At 60.8% G+C, this 24451-nt stretch carries 20 protein-coding genes; 9 read left to right on the forward strand and 11 right to left on the reverse strand.

Translation table 11 applies throughout. The features are described from left to right. Positions 1–11 precede the first annotated feature (11 nt). The 7 genes from rsmG to rpmH form a co-directional block, all read right to left on the reverse strand. Positions 12–662 (reverse strand): 16S rRNA (guanine(527)-N(7))-methyltransferase RsmG, encoded by a 651-nt coding sequence (gene rsmG / locus AC3WL2_RS03015; protein ID WP_102683387.1) that lies wholly within the window; start codon positions 660–662, stop codon positions 12–14. Further along, complete coding sequence (gene mnmG, locus AC3WL2_RS03020) at positions 659–2551, reverse strand: tRNA uridine-5-carboxymethylaminomethyl(34) synthesis enzyme MnmG (protein ID WP_102683386.1); 1893 nt, start codon at positions 2549–2551, stop codon at positions 659–661. The genes rsmG and mnmG overlap by 4 nt, the downstream gene beginning before the upstream one ends. A gap of 537 nt (positions 2552–3088) precedes the next feature. After that, positions 3089–4462: a tRNA uridine-5-carboxymethylaminomethyl(34) synthesis GTPase MnmE gene (gene mnmE, locus AC3WL2_RS03025; protein ID WP_102683385.1), complete on the reverse strand. Its 1374-nt coding sequence runs from the start codon at positions 4460–4462 to the stop codon at positions 3089–3091. Between the two features lie 83 nt (positions 4463–4545). Beyond that, a complete protein-coding gene (yidC, locus tag AC3WL2_RS03030) occupies positions 4546–6228 on the reverse strand; it encodes a membrane protein insertase YidC (RefSeq protein ID WP_102683384.1) in 1683 nt (560 codons plus the stop codon). A 2-nt stretch (positions 6229–6230) separates the two neighbouring features. Next, positions 6231–6476, reverse strand: a complete 246-nt coding sequence (yidD, locus tag AC3WL2_RS03035) for a membrane protein insertion efficiency factor YidD (RefSeq protein WP_011536514.1) — start codon at positions 6474–6476, stop codon at positions 6231–6233. Then, positions 6469–6870, reverse strand: coding sequence for a ribonuclease P protein component (gene rnpA, locus AC3WL2_RS03040; RefSeq protein WP_102683383.1), 402 nt, complete (start codon positions 6868–6870; stop codon positions 6469–6471). The genes yidD and rnpA overlap by 8 nt, the downstream gene beginning before the upstream one ends. A gap of 13 nt (positions 6871–6883) precedes the next feature. After that, positions 6884–7018 (reverse strand): 50S ribosomal protein L34, encoded by a 135-nt coding sequence (rpmH, locus tag AC3WL2_RS03045; protein WP_003253163.1) that lies wholly within the window; start codon positions 7016–7018, stop codon positions 6884–6886. 594 nt (positions 7019–7612) lie between these two features. Between rpmH and dnaA the strand changes: the two genes are divergently transcribed. From dnaA to gyrB, 4 genes are read left to right on the forward strand one after another with little or no spacing between them, the layout of a single operon-like run. Then, complete coding sequence (gene dnaA, locus AC3WL2_RS03050; RefSeq protein ID WP_102683382.1) at positions 7613–9139, forward strand: chromosomal replication initiator protein DnaA; 1527 nt, start codon at positions 7613–7615, stop codon at positions 9137–9139. Between the two features lie 40 nt (positions 9140–9179). Next, entirely contained in the window at positions 9180–10283 is a 1104-nt protein-coding gene (gene dnaN / locus AC3WL2_RS03055) for a DNA polymerase III subunit beta (protein WP_102683381.1), read from the forward strand. Positions 10284–10298: 15 nt separating this feature from the next. Further along, positions 10299–11402 carry a DNA replication/repair protein RecF gene (recF, locus tag AC3WL2_RS03060; RefSeq protein ID WP_094010826.1) on the forward strand — a complete coding sequence of 368 codons (1104 nt, stop codon included), beginning with the start codon at positions 10299–10301 and terminating at the stop codon, positions 11400–11402. 4 nt (positions 11403–11406) lie between these two features. Beyond that, positions 11407–13827 (forward strand): DNA topoisomerase (ATP-hydrolyzing) subunit B, encoded by a 2421-nt coding sequence (gene gyrB, locus AC3WL2_RS03065; RefSeq protein ID WP_102683380.1) that lies wholly within the window; start codon positions 11407–11409, stop codon positions 13825–13827. Between the two features lie 73 nt (positions 13828–13900). On the opposite strand, the gene AC3WL2_RS03070 is transcribed toward gyrB, so the two are convergent. Further along, positions 13901–15202: a sigma-54 interaction domain-containing protein gene (locus tag AC3WL2_RS03070; RefSeq protein WP_102683379.1), complete on the reverse strand. Its 1302-nt coding sequence runs from the start codon at positions 15200–15202 to the stop codon at positions 13901–13903. Between the two features lie 244 nt (positions 15203–15446). On the opposite strand from AC3WL2_RS03070, the gene AC3WL2_RS03075 reads away from it, so the two are divergent. From AC3WL2_RS03075 to AC3WL2_RS03085, 3 genes are read left to right on the forward strand one after another with little or no spacing between them, the layout of a single operon-like run. Then, the gene (locus AC3WL2_RS03075) at positions 15447–16331 is read left to right on the forward strand and encodes an MBL fold metallo-hydrolase (protein WP_102683378.1); all 885 of its coding nucleotides are present in this window, start codon (positions 15447–15449) and stop codon (positions 16329–16331) included. A 41-nt stretch (positions 16332–16372) separates the two neighbouring features. Then, a complete protein-coding gene (locus tag AC3WL2_RS03080) occupies positions 16373–17650 on the forward strand; it encodes an NAD(P)/FAD-dependent oxidoreductase (RefSeq protein ID WP_102683377.1) in 1278 nt (425 codons plus the stop codon). Further along, complete coding sequence (locus tag AC3WL2_RS03085; RefSeq protein WP_102683376.1) at positions 17647–18465, forward strand: sulfite exporter TauE/SafE family protein; 819 nt, start codon at positions 17647–17649, stop codon at positions 18463–18465. Before AC3WL2_RS03080 ends, AC3WL2_RS03085 begins: the two co-directional genes overlap by 4 nt. Here AC3WL2_RS03085 and AC3WL2_RS03090 read toward each other — a convergent pair. Then, on the reverse strand, positions 18454–19341 hold the full coding sequence (locus tag AC3WL2_RS03090) for a LysR family transcriptional regulator (RefSeq protein WP_102683375.1): 888 nt from the start codon (positions 19339–19341) through the stop codon (positions 18454–18456). The two genes, AC3WL2_RS03085 and AC3WL2_RS03090, sit on opposite strands and share 12 nt — an antisense overlap. Positions 19342–19514: 173 nt before the next feature. Here AC3WL2_RS03090 and AC3WL2_RS03095 point away from each other — a divergent pair, with 173 nt between their 5' ends. Together AC3WL2_RS03095 and AC3WL2_RS03100 are read left to right on the forward strand one after the other, a co-directional pair. Continuing rightward, positions 19515–21164, forward strand: a complete 1650-nt coding sequence (locus tag AC3WL2_RS03095; RefSeq protein ID WP_102683374.1) for a GMC family oxidoreductase — start codon at positions 19515–19517, stop codon at positions 21162–21164. Between the two features lie 96 nt (positions 21165–21260). Beyond that, entirely contained in the window at positions 21261–22880 is a 1620-nt protein-coding gene (locus AC3WL2_RS03100; protein ID WP_046853575.1) for an MFS transporter, read from the forward strand. Between the two features lie 206 nt (positions 22881–23086). On the opposite strand, the gene AC3WL2_RS03105 is transcribed toward AC3WL2_RS03100, so the two are convergent. Beyond that, the gene (locus AC3WL2_RS03105; protein ID WP_102683373.1) at positions 23087–23857 is read right to left on the reverse strand and encodes a lysophospholipid acyltransferase family protein; all 771 of its coding nucleotides are present in this window, start codon (positions 23855–23857) and stop codon (positions 23087–23089) included. 65 nt (positions 23858–23922) lie between these two features. Then, positions 23923–24450, reverse strand: coding sequence for a D-glycero-beta-D-manno-heptose 1,7-bisphosphate 7-phosphatase (gmhB, locus tag AC3WL2_RS03110; RefSeq protein WP_102683372.1), 528 nt, complete (start codon positions 24448–24450; stop codon positions 23923–23925). Between the last annotated feature and the right edge of the window lies 1 nt (position 24451).

Raw genomic sequence — 24451 nt, forward strand, 5'->3', positions numbered from 1 at the left:
CGTGTTCCCAGTCATGCCTTGCGGCGCAGTATCAGCAGATGGCGCTGGCCCTGGCAACCTGGAACGGTCAGGGCCTGCTCGCTTTCCACTGTGAAGTCTGCGGGCAATGCTACCAGTTCATCGGCAGGATGCAGCCCCTTCATTGCAAGCCATTGCGTGCGGCTGTCACCCAGGTGGCGGGTCCAGTTGGTGAAATTCTCCATGCTGCTGAAGGCCCGGGAGACGATCCCGCAGAACGGCTGCTCGGGCTGGACCTCTTCCACCCGGCTGTGGATAACCGTGAGGTTGTCCAGTTTCAGCTCCATCTTCACCTGGGTGAGGAAGCGCGTCTTCTTGCCGTTGCTGTCGAGCACCGTCACCTGCTTGTGCGGATGCAGGATGGCCAGCGGTATGCCCGGCATGCCGCCGCCGCTGCCGACATCCAGCCAACGCTGGGTGTCGTTGTGGATAAACGGCATGACGCTGAGGCTGTCGAGCAAATGACGCGAGACCATCTCGTCGGGGTCGCGCACGGCCGTCAGGTTGTAGGCCTTGTTCCATTTGATCAACAGGGCCAGGTAGCCCAGCAGCAGTTCGTGCTGCTGCGCGGTCAGCTCGACACCAAGCTGACGCGCACCTGTGGACAACTCTTCGGCATGTTGCGGGGTGACCGGGGAACTCAAGCGCTTTGCTCCAATTCGCGGCCTGCGCCGCGTTTTTTCAAGTGAATCAACAACAGGGAAATCGCCGCGGGGGTGACGCCGGGAATACGCGAAGCCTGGCCCAGGGTCTCTGGCCGGGTGTCGCCGAGCTTGCCCTGGATCTCCTTGGACAGCCCGGAGATGGTCGTGTAGTCGATATCCACAGGCAGGCGCGTGTCCTCACTGGCGCGCAGGCGGGCAATCTCTTCCTGCTGACGGTCGATGTAGCCGGCGTACTTGGTCCTGATCTCGACCTGCTCGGCGACCTGTGGATCGATGTTCTCGCCGCCGGTTGCCTCGATCAGGCCAGCGTAGTCGATTTCAGGGCGGGCAAGCAGGTTGAGCAGGCTGTACTCATGCGCCAATGGCGTGCCGAACTTATCCACAATGGCCTGGCCTTGCGGCGTGTTCGGGCGCACCCAGGTACTTTTCAGGCGTTGTTCTTCTCGCTCGATGCCTTCGCGTTTGGCGCTGAAGGCCGCCCAGCGCTCATCGTCGATCAAGCCGAGTTCACGGCCCTTCTCGGTCAGGCGCAGGTCGGCGTTGTCTTCGCGCAGGATCAGCCGGTACTCGGCTCGCGAAGTGAACATGCGGTACGGCTCCTGGGTGCCGAGGGTGATCAGGTCGTCGACCAGCACGCCGATGTACGCCTCGTCGCGACGCGGGCACCAGCTTTCACGGCCCTGGGCGCGCAGCGCGGCGTTAGTCCCGGCCAGCAGGCCTTGGGCACCGGCTTCTTCGTAGCCGGTGGTGCCGTTGATCTGGCCTGCGAAGAACAGGCCGCCGATGACCTTGGTCTCGAGGCTGTACTTCAGGTCGCGTGGATCGAAGTAGTCGTACTCGATGGCATAGCCCGGGCGCACGATGTGGGCGTTCTCCATGCCGCGGATCGAGCGGACGATCTCAAGCTGCACGTCGAACGGCAACGACGTGGAAATACCGTTGGGGTACAGCTCATGGGTGGTCAGGCCTTCCGGCTCGATGAACACCTGGTGGCTTTCCTTGTCGGCGAAGCGATGGATCTTGTCCTCGATCGACGGGCAATAACGCGGGCCAATGCCTTCGATCACCCCCGAGTACATCGGCGAACGGTCGAGGTTCGAGGCAATGATCTCGTGGGTGCGGGCGTTGGTGTGGGTAATCCAGCAGCTCACCTGACGCGGATGCATGTCGGCGTTGCCCATGAACGACATTACCGGGATCGGCGTATCGCCCGGTTGCTCGGTCATCACCGAGAAGTCCACCGAACGGCCATCGATGCGCGGCGGTGTACCGGTTTTCAGCCGGCCGACACGCAGCGGCAATTCACGCATGCGGTTGGCCAGGGCATTGGCGGGCGGATCGCCCGCGCGGCCACCGGAATAGTTCTGCAAACCGATGTGGATAAGTCCGCCGAGGAAAGTCCCGCTGGTCAGTACCACGGAGTCGGCGAAGAACCGCAGGCCCATTTGCGTGACCACGCCCTTGACCTGGTCCTGCTCGACGATCAGGTCATCGCACGACTGCTGGAATATCCACAGGTTCGGCTGGTTTTCCAGGATTTCACGTACCACGGCCTTGTAGATGGCGCGGTCCGCCTGTGCGCGGGTGGCGCGTACCGCCGGGCCCTTGCGGTTGTTCAGAACGCGGAACTGGATGCCGCTCTTGTCGGTGGCCAGCGCCATCGCGCCGCCGAGCGCATCGATTTCCTTGACCAGGTGGCTCTTGCCAATGCCACCGATGGCCGGGTTGCAGCTCATGTGACCGAGGGTTTCCACGTTATGGGTCAGCAGCAGGGTTTTCACACCCATGCGTGCGGACGCAAGCGCAGCCTCGGTACCGGCATGGCCGCCGCCGATGACGATCACTTCAAAACGGGAAGGGAAATCCACCACGCACCTCGTGCCTGTTTTTGCGAATAGAGAAGGTAAGCGGACAAGTATAGGGACTTCCCGCCCTTCAAAGAAACCTTCTGAGCAAAATTTGACCAGGCTGTGGATGAGTGGCAGGTAAAAGAAAACAAAGAGGAAAAATTTAAAAAAGCTTTGTTTTTATGTTTATGTTTAGGCACCAACCTATCTGTGCATAAGTCTCTGCAGCCCATACATATCAATGTGTACAGAGAATCAAAACCCTGTGTCGAAGTGGCCCTGGGGGCTCTGGATACCGCTGTTTAACCTGTGGATGAATCATGCTGTTACCCACAGGCAGGTTTGTCCTCAGAAAAAAAGCCTGGTTATCAACGGAGCTGAGGTCGAGTTTTCCACAGAGCTTATCCAGGCGTGCGAGGCGCTGTTGATGAAATTCTTTCCGCGGCGCGTGTCGTCCGTGGTTGCTGGTCTGCTTGCAATGACCCGTACCCACACGAATCGCGGGCAAAAAAAAACCGCTCCAGAGAGCGGCTTTGTTGCGAATCGAACCCTATGGGATCACTTGCCAATGCAGAAGCTGGAGAAAATCCGCCCCAGCAGGTCATCCGAGCTGAATGCTCCGGTAATTTCACCCAGCACTTGCTGTGCCTGGCGCAGATCCTCTGCAAGCAGCTCACCGGCACCGGCGAGGGTCAGCTGCGCACGGCCATGCTCGAGGTGGGCACTGGCCTGGCGTAGCGCCTCCAGGTGCCGGCGACGAGCGCTGAAGCTGCTTTCGGCGGTTTGTTCATAGCCCATGCAAGCCTTGAGATGCTCACGCAGCAGGTCCAGGCCCATGTCGCTGTCCCGGGCGCTGAGGGTGATGGTGACGTGCCCATCGTCGCTTTGCTCCAGGCCCACGACCTCACCACTGAGATCCGCCTTGTTGCGAATGAGGGTGACCTTGGCCACGTCGGGGCGCTGATCGAGAAACTCTGGCCACAAGGCAAACGGATCACTGGCTTCCGGTGCCGTCGAATCGACCACCAGGAGCACACGGTCGGCCTCGGCGATGGCCTTGAGCGCCCGTTCCACACCGATCTTTTCCACATGGTCATCGGTGTCGCGCAAGCCTGCGGTGTCGACCACATGCAGCGGCATGCCGTCGATGTGGATATGTTCGCGGAGGATATCCCGGGTGGTGCCGGCGATATCGGTGACAATTGCCGCTTCACGCCCGGCCAACTGGTTGAGCAGGCTCGACTTGCCGGCGTTCGGCCGGCCTGCGATGACCACGGTCATGCCATCGCGAAGCAACGCGCCTTGCCCCGCTTCGCGCTGAACTGTGGATAACGTGTCACGCACCTCATCGAGCATGCGCAGCACATGGCCATCGGCAAGAAAGTCGATCTCTTCCTCTGGGAAGTCGATGGCGGCTTCGACATAGATGCGCAGGGCGATCAGAGCTTCGGTGAGGCCATGCACACGCTTGGAGAATGCCCCCTGCAGGGAACGCAAGGCATTGCGCGCAGCCTGCGTGGAGCTGGCTTCGATCAGGTCGGCGATTGCCTCGGCCTGGGCCAGGTCGAGCTTGTCGTTGAGGAACGCTCGCTCGCTGAATTCGCCTGGACGTGCCAGTCGGCAACCGAGCTGCAGGCAACGTTGCAGCAGCATGTCCATGACTACCGGGCCGCCGTGGCCCTGCAGCTCCAGCACATCTTCGCCGGTGAACGAGTTCGGCCCGGGGAAGAACAGCGCGATCCCTTCATCCAGCACCAGGCCATCGTCATCGCGGAACGGGCCGTAATGGGCATGCCGCGGGTTCAGCGTATTGCGTCCGGTAATGACTTGCCCGGCCTGGCGGGCCAGCGGGCCGGACAATCTGACGATGCCTACCCCGCCACGGCCCTGGGCGGTGGCGATGGCGGCAATGGTTTCACGCACTGTGTTCATGCTCGAACCTCTACAACGAATACGACAGATAGCAAAAACGCCCCAGGGGGGCGTTTTTGTTCACAGGCTAGCGTAGCAGCCCGTCAAGCGGCTGCGTTCTTGGTCGCAGCCTCGATACGACGAGTGATGTACCACTGCTGTCCGATCGACAGGCAGTTGTTCACAACCCAGTACAGCACCAGACCAGCCGGGAACCACAGGAAGAAGAAGGTGAAGATGATCGGCATCATTTTCATTACCTTCGCCTGCATAGGATCGGGCGGGGTCGGGTTCAGGCGCTGCTGGATGAACATGGTGGCACCCATGATGATCGGCAGGATGAAGAACGGATCCTTGATCGACAGGTCGGTGATCCACAGCATCCACGGGGCCTGGCGCATCTCGACGCTTTCCAGCAGCACCCAGTACAGGGCCAGGAACACCGGCATCTGCACCAGGATCGGCAGGCAGCCGCCCAGTGGGTTGATCTTCTCTTTCTTGTACAGCTCCATCATCGCCTGGGACATCTTCTGGCGATCATCACCGAAGCGTTCCTTGAGCTGGGCCAGTTTTGGCGCCACGGCACGCATGCGCGCCATCGAGCGGTAGCTGGCGGCCGACAGCGGGAAGAACAGGCCCTTGATCAACATGGTCAGGACGATGATCGACCAGCCCCAGTTGCCCAGCAGGCTGTGGATATGTTGCAGCAGCCAGAAGATCGGCTGTGCGATGAACCACAGGAAGCCGTAGTCGACGGTCAGTTCCAGGCCTGGGGACAACTCCTTGAGCTTGGACTGGATCTTCGGTCCGGCATACAGCATGGCGCTGGTTTCGACCTTGCCGCCGGCAGGAACGTTAAGCGCCGGGCCGGTATAGCCGATGATGTAGTTGCCCTGGCTGTCCTTGCGGGTCTGGACGGCGTTGTTGTCCGAGTGGGTCGGGATCCAGGCTGTCACGAAGTAGTGCTGCAGCCAGGCTACCCAGCCGCCAGTCACATTTTCTTTCAAACTACCCTTGTCGATGTCTTTCATCGACACTTTCTTGTACGGCTCGGAAGCTGTCCACAGGGCCGCGCCGAGGTAGGTGGCGGTACCGGTGGCGGTGCTCGACGACGGATCGGAGCTGGCGTCACGCTTGAGCTGGGCAAACATGTTGCCGGTCCAGGCCTGAGCGCTCTGGTTGTCGATCAGGTAGCTGACGGTCAGGTCATACTCACCGCGCTTGAAGCTGAAGCGCTTGATGTAGTTGACGCCGTTCTCGCTGAACTTCAGGTCGACCGACAGTTGGTCCTGGCCGTCGGCCAGCTGGAAGCTCTTCTGCTCTGCGGCGTACAGCGGGCGACCAGTGGAACGGGCGTCCGGACCGTTGGCGCCGGTCAGGCCACTCTGGGCCAGATACACACGTTCACCACCGTTGTCGAACAGCTGGAACGGAATATCCGGATGATCCTGGCGACGTGGGTACTTCGGCAGGGTCAGTTGGACGATGTCACCACCGACCGGGTCGATAGCCAGGTCCAGGACGTCGGTCTTGATCCGGATCAGGTCCTTGCTGAGCGCCACTGGCGCCAGTTCGGCTGGGCTGGATTCAGCATTGGCGCTCGGCACATCGGCGCTTGCACCGGAGTTGCCGGCCGGCACGGTGTCCGGCAGGGCCGGGGCAGCATTGCTGGCAGCAGCATTCTGAGTCGGCAGGGCAGCCTGGCCGTAGTCCTGGTTCCACTTGAGGACCATGACATAGGACACGATTGCCAGGGCGACGATCAGGATCGTGCGTTTAATATCCATGATTACTCGGCTATCGAAGAAGTTCGGGAGGAAGGAGCAGGTGGAACGGGATCGAAACCGCCGTCGTTCCACGGATGACAACGCCCCAGGCGACGAACGGCCAGCCACCCACCACGCAAGAGGCCATGGTTTTCAATGGCTTCATAGGCGTAACAGGAACAGCTGGGATAGAAACGACAGTGACTGGCCATCAGTGGACTGATGGCGTAACGGTAAAACTGGATCGGAACGAGGGCCAGTTTACGCATCGTGACTGTCTACCCCTGCGGAATTGGCGACCGCTGGAGAGGGCCGACTGCGGACCAGTCGCTTCCAGAGCTTGCCAAAGTGTTGGTGCAATTCTGGGTTTTCCACTTCGCCCAACCCCTTGCGCGCGACGATCACGATGTCCAGGCCAGCCAACAGCTGCTGGTTCAGGCGAAACGAATCGCGCATCAGGCGTTTCAGGCGATTGCGTTGAACGGCGAGCTTGACGCTCTTCTTGCCGATCACCAGGCCTAGGCGCGGATGATCGAGGCCGTTCTCGCGGGCAAGGATAAGCAGGTTTTTCCCTGGAACCTTGCCGGTTGGGGAGTCGAAGACCGCTTTGAAATGCCGGGGTGTAAGCAGTCGCTTTTCCCGACTGAAGTCCTGACTCACCACCTGTGCCGAAAAATCAAATTGCCAGACGCTTACGGCCTTTGGCACGGCGACGCGACAGAACGGCACGGCCGTTCTTGGTAGCCATACGGGCACGGAAACCGTGGGTGCGGGCGCGCTTGATGGTGCTTGGTTGGAAAGTACGTTTCATGGCGTGTTACCTGGGTTGGTCGACAACGGGCCGGAAGGGCCCCCTTTTTAAGAGATCGGCGATTCTAGAGAAAGCAAGGCAATAGGTCAATTTCCAACCAGCCATTCCTTATGGAAGGTCGAATCAGGGTAGATCGAATCTCCCTCGAACGATGGCCGTTTGCCCGCGTGGACAAAACGCAGGCAAACAGAAAAAACAAAGAAGCATATAAAAAGCTTTTTTGAAGAACTTATAGATCTTAGCTGGGCAACCTTCTGTGGATAAGTGTCTCAAGGTCGCGTTTTACGAGCTGTACAGAGATCCACAACCTTGTCGGTAAAGGGTGCTCTGGCTGTGCGGGCCATGAGGACAACCTGTGGAGTGAATGGCTGTTTATCCACAGAGGTTTTATCCACAGACCTCAACCCTGGGTTGTGCATAGACCACAGGTGCGCTTATCCACAGGGCTTATCAACACTGCTTGCGTGATGTAAGCGTCAGTTTTTGGCGGTTTTACCGTGATCGCGATCGCCACCACGTGTGGATAACTGGTCGCCTGCCCGGTACAATGGCGGTTTGTTTTGCCTCATCCGGCTTTCAACTCAGGGGATATCCGTGTCAGTGGAACTTTGGCAGCAGTGCGTGGAGCTTCTGCGCGATGAACTGCCTGCCCAGCAATTCAACACCTGGATCCGTCCGCTACAGGTCGAAGCCGAAGGCGACGAGTTGCGCGTCTATGCGCCCAACCGCTTCGTGCTTGATTGGGTCAACGAGAAGTACCTTGGCCGCCTGCTCGAACTGCTGGGTGAACAGGGCAGCGGCATTGCTCCCGCGCTTTCCTTGTTGATAGGCAGCCGTCGCAGTTCCGCAGCGCGTGCTGCCCCCAACGCACCTGTCAGCGCCGCCGTTGCCGCAACCCTTGCGCAGCAGACGCAGGTGCAGCCTTCGGTGGCTGCGGTTCAGCATGCGAACACGCCAGCGGTCGAGCCAACTCAGGCCGCCGAGGTCGAAGAGCCCTCGAGCCGCGACAGCTTCGACAGCATGAGCGACACCACCACGGCCCCGAAGGCCAACGGGCGTACCGAGCAGCGCACGGTGCAGGTCGAAGGTGCCTTGAAGCACACCAGCTACCTGAACCGTACCTTCACCTTCGAGACCTTCGTCGAGGGTAAATCCAACCAGCTGGCCCGCGCCGCGGCCTGGCAGGTCGCCGACAACCCCAAGCATGGTTACAACCCGCTCTTCCTTTATGGGGGCGTGGGCCTGGGTAAGACCCACTTGATGCACGCTGTGGGTAACCACCTGCTGAAAAAGAATCCGAATGCCAAGGTGGTCTACCTGCATTCCGAGCGCTTCGTGGCCGACATGGTCAAGGCGCTGCAACTGAACGCGATCAATGAGTTCAAGCGTTTCTACCGCTCGGTAGATGCGCTGCTGATCGATGACATTCAGTTCTTCGCCCGCAAGGAGCGCTCGCAGGAAGAGTTTTTCCACACCTTCAACGCCCTGCTCGAAGGTGGCCAGCAGGTGATCCTCACCAGTGACCGCTACCCGAAGGAAATCGAAGGCCTGGAAGAGCGCCTGAAGTCGCGTTTCGGCTGGGGGCTGACGGTCGCCGTCGAGCCACCGGAGCTGGAAACCCGTGTGGCCATCCTTATGAAGAAGGCCGACCAAGCCAAGGTCGAGTTGCCGCACGATGCCGCCTTCTTCATCGCCCAGCGTATCCGCTCCAATGTGCGTGAACTGGAAGGCGCCCTGAAACGGGTGATTGCCCACTCGCACTTCATGGGCCGCGACATCACCATCGAGCTGATCCGCGAGTCTCTCAAGGACTTGTTGGCGCTGCAGGACAAGTTGGTCAGTGTGGATAACATCCAGCGCACGGTGGCCGAGTACTACAAGATCAAGATCTCCGATCTGTTGTCCAAACGTCGCTCGCGCTCGGTGGCGCGGCCACGGCAGGTAGCGATGGCGTTGTCGAAAGAGTTGACCAACCACAGTCTGCCGGAGATCGGCGACATGTTCGGCGGTCGTGACCACACCACCGTGTTGCACGCTTGCCGCAAGATCAATGAATTGAAGGAATCCGACGCGGACATCCGCGAGGACTACAAGAACCTGCTGCGTACGCTGACGACCTGATGACCGTCTGCGCAGCTATTTGAAGGCAAGGGACTAGACCATGCATTTCACCATTCAACGCGAAGCCCTGTTGAAACCCCTGCAACTGGTCGCAGGCGTCGTCGAGCGCCGCCAGACCTTGCCGGTTCTGTCCAACGTCCTGCTGGTCGTGCAAGGCCAGCAGCTGTCGTTGACCGGTACCGACCTGGAAGTCGAACTGGTTGGCCGCGTACAGCTGGAAGAACCGGCTGAACCGGGCGAGATCACCGTCCCGGCGCGCAAGCTGATGGACATCTGCAAGAGCCTGCCCAGTGATGTGCTGATCGACATCAAGGTCGACGAGCAGAAGTTGCTGGTCAAGGCCGGTCGCAGCCGTTTCACCCTTTCCACTTTGCCGGCCAATGACTTCCCGACCGTGGAAGAAGGCCCAGGCTCGCTGACCTGCCAGCTTGAGCAGAGCAAACTGCGCCGCCTGATCGAGCGCACCAGCTTCGCCATGGCCCAGCAGGACGTGCGCTACTACCTCAACGGCATGCTGCTGGAAGTATCCCCCGGCACCTTGCGTGCCGTGGCCACCGATGGCCATCGCCTGGCGCTGTGCGCCATGCAGGCACCGATCGATCAAGCTGATCGTCATCAGGTCATCGTGCCGCGCAAAGGTATCCTGGAGCTGGCGCGCCTGCTGACAGACCCGGAAGGCATGGTCAGCATCGTTCTGGGCCAGCATCACATTCGTGCCACCACCGGTGAATTCACTTTCACCTCCAAGCTGGTGGACGGCAAGTTCCCGGACTACGAGCGCGTTCTGCCTAAAGGTGGCGACAAGCTGGTGATCGGCGACCGTCAGGCACTGCGCGAAGCGTTCAGCCGCACCGCGATCCTGTCCAACGAGAAGTACCGCGGCATTCGCCTGCAACTGGCCGCTGGCCAGCTGAAAATCCAGGCCAACAACCCGGAACAGGAAGAAGCGGAAGAAGAGATCAGCGTCGACTACAACGGCAGCTCGTTGGAGATCGGTTTCAACGTCAGCTACCTGCTGGACGTGCTGGGTGTGATGACCACAGAGCAAGTTCGCCTGATTCTGTCGGACTCCAACAGCAGCGCCCTGTTGCAGGAAGCCGGCAATGACGACTCGTCCTACGTTGTCATGCCGATGCGTCTGTAACCCGTAGCAGGCGACATGTCCCTTCGACGTCTCTCGGTCACCGCGGTGCGCAACCTGCACCCGGTGACCCTCTCACCCTCCCCTCGCATCAACATCCTTTACGGCGCCAACGGCAGCGGCAAGACCAGCGTGCTCGAAGCTGTGCATCTGCTCGGTCTTGCGCGCTCGTTCCGCAGCACCCGGTTAAACCCAGTGATTCAGTACGATCAGCCGACCTGCACGGTGTTCGGCCAGGTCGAGTTGGCTGAGGGCGGTATGAGCAACCTTGGTGTGTCGCGGGAGCGCCAGGGCGATTTCACCATTCGCATCGACGGACAGAATGCGCGCAGCGCCGCGCAACTGGCAGAGATGCTGCCGTTGCAGTTGATCAACCCGGACAGTTTCCGGCTGCTCGAAGGTGCGCCAAAAGTGCGCCGGCAGTTCCTCGATTGGGGCGTGTTCCACGTGGAACCCCGCTTCATGGCTACCTGGCAGCGCCTGCAGAAGGCCCTGCGGCAGCGGAACTCATGGCTCCGGCATGGTACACTGGACGCCGTTTCGCAAGCCGCCTGGGATCGAGAGTTATGTCTCGCCAGTGCGGAGATAGATGAATACCGTCGCAACTATATCAAGGCCTTGAAGCCTGTCTTCGAGCAGACCCTGAGCGAACTGGTCGAACTGGACGGGCTGACCCTGAGCTACTACCGAGGCTGGGACAAGGACCGGGAACTCAATGAGGTTCTCGCCGCCTCCCTGCTTCGCGATCAGCAGATGGGCCACACCCAGGCCGGGCCACAGCGTGCTGATCTGCGCCTTCGATTGGGCGCGAACAATGCGGCCGACATTCTTTCGCGTGGGCAGCAGAAGTTGGTGGTCTGCGCCCTGCGCATTGCACAGGGGCACCTGGTCAGCCAGGTTCGTCGCGGTCAGTGTATTTATCTGGTGGATGACTTGCCGTCCGAGCTGGACGAGCAGCACCGCCGCGCCCTGTGCCGCTTGCTTGAAGAATTGAACTGCCAGGTGTTCATCACCTGTGTAGACCACGAATTTCTGAGGGAAGGCTGGCAGACGGAAACGCCAGTTGCCTTGTTCCACGTGGAACAAGGCCGTATCACCCAGACCCACGACCATCGGGAGTGAAGGCATGAGCGAAAATCAAACGTACGACTCCTCCAGCATTAAAGTGCTGAAAGGGCTGGATGCCGTACGCAAACGTCCCGGCATGTACATTGGCGACACCGATGACGGCAGCGGCCTGCACCACATGGTGTTCGAGGTGGTCGACAACTCGATCGACGAAGCCCTGGCCGGGCATTGCGATGACATTACCGTCATCATTCATCCGGACGAATCCATCAGCGTTCGTGACAACGGCCGTGGTATTCCGGTCGATGTGCATAAAGAAGAAGGCGTTTCGGCAGCAGAGGTCATCATGACCGTGCTGCACGCCGGCGGTAAGTTCGATGATAACTCCTACAAGGTGTCCGGCGGTCTGCACGGTGTAGGTGTCTCGGTAGTGAATGCTTTGTCGGAGCAGCTGGTGCTCACCGTTCGTCGTAGCGGTAAGATCTGGGAACAGACCTACGTCCATGGCGTGCCCCAAGCGCCTATGGCGGTGGTGGGTGACAGCGAAACCACCGGTACCCACATCCACTTCAAACCTTCGGCTGAAACTTTCAAGAACATCCACTTCAGCTGGGACATCCTCGCCAAGCGTATCCGCGAGCTGTCGTTCCTGAACTCCGGCGTCGGTATCCTGTTGAAGGATGAGCGCAGCGGCAAGGAAGAGTTCTTCAAGTACGAGGGTGGCCTGCGTGCTTTCGTTGAGTATCTGAATACCAACAAGACTCCGGTCAACTCCCAGGTCTTCCACTTCAACGTCCAGCGTGAAGATGGCGTGGGTGTTGAAATTGCCCTGCAGTGGAACGACAGCTTCAACGAAAACCTGCTGTGCTTCACCAACAACATTCCCCAGCGCGATGGTGGTACCCACCTGGTCGGCTTCCGCTCCTCGCTTACCCGTAGCCTGAACAGCTATATCGAGCAGGAAGGCCTGGCGAAAAAGAACAAGGTTGCCACCACCGGTGACGACGCTCGCGAAGGCTTGACCGCGATCATTTCGGTCAAGGTGCCGGATCCGAAGTTCAGCTCGCAGACCAAGGACAAGCTGGTTTCCTCGGAGGTGAAGACCGCCGTGGAACAGGAGATGAACAAGTACTTCGCCGACTTCCTGTTGGAAAACCCCAACGAGGCCAAGGCCGTGGTCGGCAAAATGATCGATGCCGCACGTGCCCGTGAAGCGGCGCGTAAAGCACGCGAGATGACTCGTCGTAAAGGTGCCTTGGATATCGCTGGTCTGCCGGGCAAACTGGCCGACTGCCAGGAGAAAGACCCTGCCCTTTCCGAACTGTACCTGGTGGAGGGTGACTCCGCGGGTGGTTCGGCCAAGCAAGGCCGCAACCGTCGCACCCAGGCAATCCTGCCGCTGAAGGGTAAGATCCTCAACGTCGAGAAGGCACGCTTCGACAAGATGATCTCCTCGCAGGAGGTTGGCACGCTGATCACCGCACTGGGCTGTGGCATCGGGCGCGAAGAGTACAACATCGACAAGCTGCGCTATCACAACATCATCATCATGACCGATGCTGACGTCGACGGTTCGCACATCCGTACCCTGCTTCTGACCTTCTTCTTCCGTCAACTGCCGGAGCTGGTCGAGCGTGGCTACATCTACATCGCTCAGCCACCGCTGTACAAGGTGAAGAAAGGCAAGCAGGAGCAGTACATCAAGGACGATGAGGCCATGGAAGAATACATGACCCAATCGGCCCTGGAAGATGCCAGCCTGCACCTGGATGAAGCAGCGCCTGCGGTCTCTGGTGTTCAGCTACAAGGACTGGTCAACGAGTTCCGCGGTGTGATGAAAACGCTGAAGCGTCTGTCGCGCCTGTATCCGGAAGAGCTGACCGAGAACTTCATCTACCTGCCAAAAGTTACCGTCGAGCAATTGGCTGACAAGGCGCAGATGGATGATTGGCTCAAGGCGTTCCAGCAGCGCCTGGACAACAGCCAGCGTTCTGGTTTGGCCTACAAGGCTGACTTGCACGAGGACAAGGAACGTAATATCTGGCTGCCGGTGGTTGAAACCACCTCCCACGGCTTGGCCAGCTACGTCACTTTCAACCGTGATTTCTTCGGCAGCAATGACTACCGCAGCGTCGTCGCCCTCGGCGAAAAACTCGGTACGTTGTTGGGTGAAGGTGCATACGTTCAGCGCGGTGAGCGCCGCAAGGCGGTCACCGAGTTCAAGGAAGCCCTCGACTGGCTGATGAACGAGAGCACCAAGCGCCACACCATCCAGCGATACAAAGGGCTGGGTGAGATGAACCCGGACCAGCTGTGGGAAACCACCATGGACCCGACTGTGCGCCGCATGCTCAAGGTAACTATCGAGGACGCCATCGCCGCCGACCAACTGTTCAACACCTTGATGGGTGATGCAGTCGAGCCGCGTCGCGACTTCATCGAAAGTAACGCGCTGTCGGTGTCGAACCTGGACTTCTGATAAGCGGGCAGTAACAGAAAGCCAATCCCCAGGGATTGGCTTTTTTTTGCCTTCACGAATGTTCCACGTGGAACTACGAAATCCCCAAGTCCTTCAGTCGACGGTACAACGTACGCTCACTCATCCCAAGATGTTCAGCCAACTCACTTCGAGAACCGTTAAAGGTTTCCAAGGCATGGGCAAGATCCGCCATCTTGTTCCTTCCGCGTCTGCGGTTATCAGACTGCGTTGCAGTCGAATGGATCTCCTCCGGGAGATGCTCCGGGCGAATAAGTCCATCATCAGCAAACAGTCGCGCCCGCTCTAGTATGTTTCTAAGCTCGCGAATATTGCCTGGGAAGGTATGAAGAACGAGGCGTTCGAGTGCCTCGGGGCTAACCTTGGGCGCGTGCTTGCCGGCCATGCGTTGCAACAGGCTCTCACAGAGCAACGGCAAATCCTCGACTCTTTCGCGTAGCGATGGCAGGCGAATCGGGAAACCGCTGATGCGGTAGTAGAGGTCTTCGCGGAAGGTCCCTTCAACGGCCATCTCTTTCAATGGCTTGTGGGTGGCTGATACCAGACGGAAGTCTGAATGGACCGTGCGCGTGCTGCCGACCGGACGGAAGCTTCCGGATTCGATCAGACGTAGCAACTTCACTTGCATGGCCAGCGGCACCTCACCGATCTCATCGAGGAACAGTGTTCCACCGTGAGCCGCTTCGGCCAGGCCGATCTTGCGCTGGGTCGCGCCGGTGAAAGCCCCCTTCTCATAGCCGAACAACTCACTCTCGAACAGTGATTCGGTCAGCCCGGTGCAGTCCACCACCACCAAGGGGCCATTGGCCCGGGGACTGCCCAGGTGCAATGCCCGTGCGAAAAGCTCCTTCCCCGTCCCGGATTCACCCTGGAGCAGGACCGGGATCTGCGCGGGGGCGGCACGTTGCAGACTGGAAACGGCGCTCTTGAAGGACGGAGCCCGGCCGACCAAACCCTGTTGTTGAGGTTGTGCCGATGCCAGGGTGACGCTGCTCAGCCGCTCGACGAACGCTACCACCCTGCCCTCGCCGTCGAGGATCGGACGCAGTTCCACATCTACATGTTCCGGCCCGCGTGGTGTGTGATGGATGTGCAGGACGCGCTCGGGCACCTTGCTGTCCAGCGATTTGCGCAGCGGGCAGTGCTCACCCGCCTGGTCGCAGGGAACGGCGTAGTGATGGGAAACCCGATGACACTTATCGCCGATTGGCGCGTGTTCCTCGTTGCCGAACTGGCGACGGTAGGCGGCGTTGGCGGCGAGGATGTTGTAGTCGGTGTCCAGCACGATGCTGGGCAGCACATCGTGTTCAAGGTAGGACACCAGCGCGATGATCGCGGGATAGGAAGCGGCTAGCATGACAGCACCAGATGAAGGACCTGGCGAGCGTAGCAAGGACTGCCAATCACTGCCATCGGCTGACAGTCGACTGCCAGGAACTGTCACCTTTGGGTTGCTGGAATGACGGCTGCTGCGCGCCCTTCGCGGCACGAGACCGTTCCTGCAGGGGGAAGGCGTCTATCTGAAAGGCTGGCATGCATCTTGATAAAGCACCTCCCACTGCCTATGCCTTCAAGGAGGCTTGGGACAACTGGAGAGTGCAATGATCATCGGCAACAACCTTCACGTCGAAGAGTTCTTCGACAAGGCGACCTGGACCATCAGCTACCTGGTCATGGATGACGAGACGCGGCAATGCGCGCTGATCGACAGCGTGCTGGATTACGACCCCAAGTCCGGGCGTACCTGCACAAGCTCGGCGGACAAGCTGATCGCCCGCGTCGAGGCGCTGGATGCCAAGGTTCAATGGATTCTGGATACCCATGTGCACGCCGACCATCTGTCTGCGGCGGCCTACCTCAAGGCCCGGCTGGGCGGCAGCATCGCGATCGGTGCGCAGATCACTCAGGTACAGAAAGTCTTCGGCACCCTGTTCAACGCCGAGCCGGGCTTTGCTCGCGACGGCAGCCAGTTCGACGTTCTGTTCGAAGATGAAGAAGGATTCCGCATTGGCAATCTGCATGCCCGTGCCCTGCACACCCCTGGGCATACCCCAGCGTGCATGAGCTATATGATCGAGGATGCGGGTGAGACCGCCGTGTTCGTCGGCGACACCTTGTTCACTCCTGACTATGGCACCGCCCGTTGCGACTTCCCGGGCGCTAGCGCAAGAACCCTGTACAAGTCGATCCGTCGCCTGCTCGCCTTCCCGGACCAGACCCGGCTGTTCATGTGCCACGACTACCTGCCTGGTGGCCGTGAGCTGTGCTTCGTCACCACCGTGGCCGAGCAACGCGCCGACAACATCCATATTCATCAAGGAGTCAGCGAAGACAGCTTCGTGCAGATGCGCGAAGCCCGTGACAAGACCCTCGACATGCCCGTGCTGATCTTGCCCTCGGTGCAGATCAACATGCGCAGTGGGCAATTCCCCGAACCTGAAGAAAACGGTGTGAGCTACCTGAAGATCCCGCTGAACAAGCTGTAAGCCACGCCGTACCCATAACGAGATTTCCAAGGAACACCGCCATGCCTGCCCTGTCCCCTGCCGATTCCTCCCGTGCCGACCACCACAAGGTGGTGATCGTTGGCGCAGGTGCCGCCGGTATCGCCACCGCCGCCAGCCTGATCGCCCGTGATCCTTCGCTGGATATTGCCCTGATCGACCCCGCCGATGTGCACTACTACCAGCCAGGCTGGACCATGGTCGGTGCCGGTGTGTTCAAGGCGTCGAGTACCGCCCACACCATGGCCGCCACCCTGCCCCGCGATGTGCGCTGGATCAAGGCGCGGGTGGACGGCTTCGATCCCCAGGGCCAACTGGTGCTGCTCGAGGGTGGTCGCGCTGTCAGCTATGAACAGCTGGTGGTCTGCCCGGGTTTGAAGCTCGATTGGAATGCCATCGAAGGCTTGAGTGAGACCCTTGGGCGCAACGGTGTCACCTCCAACTACCGCTATGACCTGGCACCCTATACCTGGCAACTGGTGCAGGACCTCAAGCAGGGGCGCGCCCTTTTCACCCAGCCGCCGATGCCGATCAAGTGCGCCGGCGCGCCGCAGAAGGCGCTGTACCTGTCGTGTGACCACTGGCTGCGCAGCGGCCACCTGGGCAACGTGAGGGCCAGCTTCTTCAATGCCGGCGCGGTGCTGTTCGGTGTGCCGGACTATGTGCCGGCGCTGATGAGCTATATCGACAAGTACGGCGTCGACCTGAACTATCAGCATCGCCTGACGGCGGTGGATGGCGCGAACAAGCGTGCCACGTTCGTGCGCACCCTCCCCGACGGCAGTACCGAGACCCGCGTCGAAGCCTTCGACATGCTGCATGTGGTTCCACCTCAGGTGGCGCCTGATTTCATCCGCCAGAGCCCACTGGCTGACGCGGCGGGTTGGGTGGATGTCGATCCGCATACCTTGCGCCATCGCCAGTTTGGCAATATCCATGCTCTGGGCGACGTGGCCAACACCACCAATGCCAAGACCGCCGCTGCCGCCCGCAAGCAGGCGCCGGTGGTGGCCAACAATGTGCTGGTGGCGCTTGGCCGGCTCGCGACCCTCGCGCAATACGATGGCTACGGCTCCTGCCCGCTGACAGTGGAGCGTGGCAAGATCGTCCTGGCCGAGTTCACCTACGGCGGCAAGCTGGCACCGAGCTTCCCGCGTTGGCTGCTCGATGGCCGCAGGCCAACCCGCCTGGCTTGGCTGCTCAAGGCGCAGATCCTGCCGCCGCTGTACTGGAAAGCCATGCTCAAGGGCCGCGAGTGGCTGGCCCGGCCGCAACCCTTGGTGGTCGAGGCGCAACAGTGATCGAGCAACAACTGCTGGGCGCCGGGCTTGGCGCGATCATTGGCGCGGTGTTGGCGTTGACCGGCGCCGGTGGCGGTATCCTCGCGGTACCGCTGCTGGTGTTTGGCCTGGGGCTGAGCATGGTCGAGGCGGCCCCGATCGGCCTGCTGGCCGTGGGGTTGGCGGCGGCAGTCGGTGCAGTGCTTGGCCTGCGCCAGGGGCTGGTGCGCTACCGGGCGGCCCTGTTCATCGCGCTGATCGGGATTGCCTGCGCGCCGTTGGGCCTGATGCTCGCTCACCGTGTGCCCAACCTACCTTTGGCCTTGGTTTTCACCGGGGTGTTGGTGTACGCCTGTTTGCGAATCTGGCGCAAGGCAGCACGGGAGCTGCGCGGCGAGTCACCTTGCGGCGAACGGGAGATCATGCCTTGCGTGCTCAACCCGTTGCAGGGGCGCTTGCGCTGGACTCTCCCCTGCGCCCGCGCGCTGGCGTTTACCGGAATGTTGTCGGGGTTGCTGTCTGGCCTGCTGGGCGTCGGTGGCGGCTTCGTGATCATTCCGGCCTTGAACCGCTACACCAACCTGAACATGAAAAGCATCGTCGCCACTTCGCTGGCGGTGATCGCCCTGGTGTCCACTGGCAGTGTGGTCAGCGCCAGCGTGGCGGGCGTGATGCATTGGAGGGTCGGTGCACCGTTCGCCGCAGGGGCGGTGCTGGGTTTGCTGCTGGCGCGGCCATTGGCGAGCAAGCTGGCCGGTCCGCGCCTGCAGCAGCTGTTCGCCATGGTGGGCTGCGGCGCCGCCGTGCTGCTCGCCGGCAAGGCACTACTCGGCTAGCAATTCTTCCTGCTGGGCGGCGCACAGCGCCAGCAGGTAATCCCACACCACCCGCAGGCGCACCGACTTGTGCAGCTCGCGGCGGGTACAGATCCAGTAGCTGCGCTGGATGGTCTCGCTGGGCAGTACGCGTACCAGCTTCGGATCGTGTCGGGCCATGTAGTTGGGCAGCACGGCGATACCCAGCCCGGCCTGGGCGGCGTGCTGCTGGGCGATCACGCTGGTGCTTCTGAACACCACGTTGGGCGCGCGGCAGAAGCTGTTGAGGAACAGCAGTTCCTGACTGAACAGCAGGTCGTCGACGTAGCCGATCCAGTTGTGCCGGGCCAGATCTTCGCGGGTGTTGAGCGACGGCGCCTGATTCAGGTAGTCCTGGCTGGCGTACAGGGCCAGACGGTAGTCGGTGAGCTTGCGGGTGATCAGCAGGTCGGCGTTGGGCCGTTCCAGGTGAATGCTGATCTCGGCTTCGCGGTTGAGGATACTGACGAACCGCGGCACCGCCACCAGTTCCACCTCCAGCCCTGGGTAACGCTGGAACAGTGCCTTCATGCGCGGAGTGAAGAACATGATACCGATGCCTTCGGTCACGCCAAGGCGGATCTTGCCCAGCGGCGTGATGGCCTGGGTGATTTCTTCCTGCGCAAGCAGGGCAACGTTCTCCATGGCTTCGGCGTGCTTGAGCAGGGCCTGGCCGGAGGGGGTGAGTTCATAGCCCTGGGCGTGCTGCACGAATAGCGCGGTGCCCAGGTGCTTCTCGATGCTCTCGATATGCCGGGCGACGGTGCTGTGGGTAGTGTTGAGGCGCTTGGCGGCGCTGAGCAGGCGGCCGCTACGCTGCAACTCGAGGAAAAACCGCAGATCGTTCCAGTCGAACATGGGCGTCCTTGGATGTGCTGGCTGTTGAAGCCATGCGGGGCAAGCCCGCCCCCACAATCGGATAGTCGCTGTGCTAAAACGCACAACGGCTGCGCGAAATCTCGTGTTTCCTCCGCGAAATTAATCAATAAGATGGATCGGGACAAGAATAATAATCAGGCGCGAGGTTGCACATGCCATCAGCCGATTCTGTCTACGACTATGTGGTCGTGGGAGCCGGTCCCGCCGGTTGCCTGCTGGCCAATCGTTTGTCCGCCGACCCATCCTGCCGGGTGTTGCTGCTCGAGGCGGGCGGGCGTGACAACTATCCCTGGATTCATATCCCCGTCGGTTACCTTTACTGCATCGGCAATCCACGCACCGACTGGTGCATGAAGACCGAGGCCCAGCCTGGGCTGAACGGGCGTTCCCTGGGCTATCCGCGAGGCAAGGTGCTGGGTGGCTGTTCGTCCATCAACGGCATGATCTACATGCGCGGCCAGGCTGCCGACTACGACCTTTGGGCCGAGCAAGGCAACGAGGGCTGGGCATGGAAGGATGTGCTGCCGCTGTTCAAGGCCAGCGAGAGCCACTATGCCGGTGCCAGCGACAGCCATGGTGCCGACGGTGAATGGCGGGTCGAGCAGCAGCGCTACAGCTGGCCGATCCTCGATGCCTTTCGCGACGCGGCCGAACAAAGCGGCATCGCCAGGATCGACGACTTCAATACGGGCGACAACGCCGGCTGTGGATACTTTCAGGTCAACCAGCGCAATGGTGTGCGCTGGAACTCGGCCAAGGCGTTTCTCAGGCCCATCCTCAAGCGAGCAAACCTGACTGTGCTGACCGGCGTGCAGGTCGACCAGGTTGTGCTCGGCAACACACGCGCCCGGGCTGTAAGGGCACTGTGGCAAGGTGCATGGCATGAGTTCGCGGCACGCCGCGAGATTATTCTCTGCGCAGGTTCGGTCGGTTCGCCCGGCATCCTGCAGCGCTCGGGGATCGGCCCACGCAAACTGCTCGAAGGGTTGGGCATCGCCGTGCGCCACGACATGCCTGGCGTCGGCGGCAACCTGCAGGACCACCTGCAATTGCGCCTGATCTACCAGATCCAGAACACACGCACCCTTAACCAGATGGCCAACAGCTTGTGGGGTAAGCTGGGCATGGGCCTGCGCTATGCATACGACCGCAGTGGACCACTGGCCATGGCGCCGAGTCAGTTGGGCGCCTTCGCCCGTTCGAGCCCAGAGCAAGAGACCGCCAATCTTCAGTATCACGTCCAGCCCTTGTCGCTGGAGCGCTTCGGCGAGCCGCTGCATCGGTTCCCGGCCTTCACCGCGTCGGTATGCAACCTGCGCCCGGCCAGCCGGGGGCGGATCGATATCCGCTCGGCGGACATGAACGCCGCGCCGCTGATCGACCCCAACTACCTCAGCGCCTCCGAGGACCTGCGTGTGGCTGCCGACGCCATCCGCCTTACCCGGCGCATCGTCCAGGCCCCTGCCCTGGCCGCCTTCGAACCCCGCGAGTACCTGCCCGGCCCTGCCCTGCAGAGCGAGGAAGCGTTGCACCAAGCCGCCGGTCAGATCGGTACCACCATCTTCCACCCGGTAGGTACCTGCCGCATGGGCAGCGGTGCGCTCGATGTTGTGGATAACCAGCTGCGCGTGCACGGCATTCCGGGCCTGCGTGTGGCGGATGCCTCGATCATGCCGCAGATAGTCTCCGGCAATACCTGTTCACCCACGTTGATGATTGCCGAAAAGGCGGCACAACTGATCCTCAAGGGGGCCAACACCCAGACCAACCTCAGCGACAGCAACGCGATACCGACGCCCTGACCCGGGTGTGTGCAACAGCGGCAGCGCGGTCAGCGGCTGCCGGCAGTGGAACAACAAGAATAATCACTGTGGCCCTAGGGGCCGAGGACAGCAACGATGTCGGATTACATCCAGGAACAGGGCGCGGTGGCGAGCAGCCCGAGCCGCCGTGAGGAACGCAAGATCATTTTCGCGTCATCCCTCGGGACAGTGTTCGAGTGGTATGACTTCTTTCTCTATGGCGCCTTGGCGGCGGTGATCAGCAAGCAGTTCTTTGCAGGGGTCAACGACACCACCGCGTTCATCTTTGCCTTGATGGCCTTCGCCGCCGGTTTCCTGGTGCGCCCGTTCGGCGCCTTGGTGTTCGGCCGTCTCGGGGACATGATCGGGCGCAAGTACACCTTCCTGGTGACCATCGTATTGATGGGCCTCTCGACCTTCGCCGTTGGTCTGCTGCCCACCTATGCCAGCATCGGTATCGCCGCACCGATCATCCTCGTGGTACTGCGCATGCTCCAGGGACTGGCGCTGGGCGGCGAGTACGGCGGTGCGGCCACTTACGTGGCCGAACACGCCCCGCCTGGCAAGCGCGGTTTCCACACCGGTTTCATCCAGTCCACCGCCACACTCGGCCTGCTGTTGTCGCTGATCGTGGTCCTGGCCAGTCGCTATATCAGCGGCGATCAGTTCGAGACCTGGGGCTGGCGTCTGCCGTTCCTGCTATCGATCGTCCTGCTGGCGATCTCCACCTGGATCCGCATGAGCATGCACGAGTCGCCGGCGTTCGTGAAAATGAAAGCCCAGGGCAAGATAAGCAAGTCGCCGATCCGCGAATCGTTCACCTCCTGGCCGAACCTCAAGGTGGTTCTGACCGCGCTGTTCAGCATCAACGCTGGGCAAGCGGTGACCTTCTACACCGCACAGTTCTACGTGCTGTTCTTCATGACCCAGATGCTCAAGATGGACCCGGCACAGGCCAATACCCTGTTGATCATCAGCGTGGTGATCGGCGCGCCGTTCTTCGTGTTCTTCGGCTGGCTGTCGGACCGTATCGGGCGTAAGCCAATCCTCATGGTCGGCCTGCTGCTGGCCACCGTGTGCTACTTCCCGATGTTCAAGGCGCTGAGCCATTACGCCAACCCGCAGATCGACGCCGCCAGCCGGGAAGCGCCCATCGTCGTCAGCGCCAACCCGCAAGGCTGCACCTTCCAGTTCGACCCGGTGGGCAAGGCCCGTTTCGACAGCCCCTGCGACAAGGTAAAGACCTTCCTGGTCAAACAGGGCCTGCCCTACAGCTCGGTCGAGGCTGCCGGCAGCGAAGTGCAGGTGAGCATCGGTGACAAGACCATCAACGGCTTCGACGAGGCGGCCATGCGCAGCGCCATCGAAGCGGCTGGCTATCCGGCCAAGGCCGACCCGGCGCATGTGAACCAGGTGATGGTGGTGGTGCTGATCGTTGCCATGATCCTGATCGCCACCATGACTTACGGGCCACTGGCGGCGGTGATGGTCGAGCTGTTCCCGACGCGGATCCGCTATACCTCGATGTCCCTGCCCTACCATATCGGCAACGGCTGGTTCGGTGGCTTCCTGCCAACGGTGTCGTTCGCGTTGGTGGTGTACACCGGGGATATCTTCTATGGACTGTGGTATCCGGTGCTGATCACCGGAGTGAGCCTGGTGGTGGGGATCTTCTGCCTGAAAGAGACCAAGGACGTGGATATCGATAAGGTCTGAGGTGGCCGGGGCCGCCAAGCGGCCCCAGCCTGCGGCTTCACGGGCACAAAAAAACCGGCGTAAAAGCCGGTTTTTTTATAGCGCGAAAAAACTTATGCACGATTTTAGCAAAAACGTCATACATGGAAATAAACAGCTAATTCAACCACTTAGCATGTATTCACGATCATCCATGCAAAACTTGCTAACAAGTTATCCACAGATCGTCAGGCTGGCTGCTGCTCCGGGTTTTCCGCCAGCGGCGGCAGTGAACCCATGGCACGCTGGGTCGCTTCGTTCCAGGCCTGGGCGCGGTCGTTCAGCTCGGCGATGGCACGTGGGCCAGTGCCCACTGCATACATCGGTTCACCTATAACCACCTCGATGGTGCCCGGCCGCTTGCCCCAGCCTTCACGCGGCCAGAACTTGCCGGCGTTGTGGGCAATCGGCAGTACCGGCAGCCCGGCGTTGACCGCCAGGGCGGTACCGCCGCGAGAAAACTTGCCGATCTGGCCATGGGGCACACGGGTGCCTTCGGGGAAGATCAGTACCCAGGTGCCCTGCTTGAGCAGCTCGTCGCCCTGGCTGGCGACCTGGCGCAGTGCCTCTTTGGGGTTCTTGCGATCGATGGCGATCGGCCGCAGCATGGCCATGGCCCAGCCGAAGAAGGGCACATACAGCAGTTCGCGCTTGAGCACCTGGCTCAGCGGCGAGAAATATGCGGAGAGCAGGAAGGTTTCCCAGGTGCTCTGGTGGTTCGACAGGATCACGCAAGGCACTTTCGGCACGTTCTCGGCACCGGTGATCTTGTAGTCGATGCCCAGGACCGTGCGCACCAAAAACAATGCGCAGCGGCACCAGTACACGTTGATGAACTTGTAGCGCTTGGGGAACGGCAGGAAGGGCGCGACGAAGAAGCTCAGCGAGCACCACAGTAGCGAACTGGTGCCCAACAGCAGGTAAAAAAGAAAGATTCTGATCGCCTGCAGGATCGACATAGTGGCATGTACCGTTGCGGGGCGTGCCCGCCTAATGAAAAGTGCGCCACTCCAGGCGCACTCATTTAAATAATTTCTCTGGCGATAGCCGCCAGATCGTCGAAAATCAGTGTAGTTTGCGCGACGCCTTTTTCCAGGGTCCTCTCGCCCTTGCCGGTTTTGACCAGCACGGGTTGTGCATCGACGGCCAGGGCCGCCTCCAGGTCACCTTTGCTGTCACCGACGAACCATACGCCAGCCAATGGCACCTGGTAGTGCTCGGCAATCGCCAGCAGCATGCCGGGCTTGGGCTTGCGGCAATCGCAGCCTGCGTCCGGGCCGTGCGGGCAATGCACGATCAGGCCGACCTCGCCACCCTGCTCGGCCACCAGGGCGCGCAGGCGCGCATGCATGGCCTCGAGGGTTTCCGGCGAATAGTAGCCGCGGGCAATGCCGGACTGGTTGGTGGCCACGGCCACCGTCCAGCCCGCCTTGCTCAACTGCGCGATAGCCTCGATCGAGCCGGGAATGGGGACCCACTCCTCCAGCGACTTGATATAGGCGTCGGAGTCGTGGTTGATCACTCCGTCTCGATCAAGAATCAGCAGTTTCAAC

It is taken from the genome of Pseudomonas sp. FW305-96 (assembly GCF_058783825.1).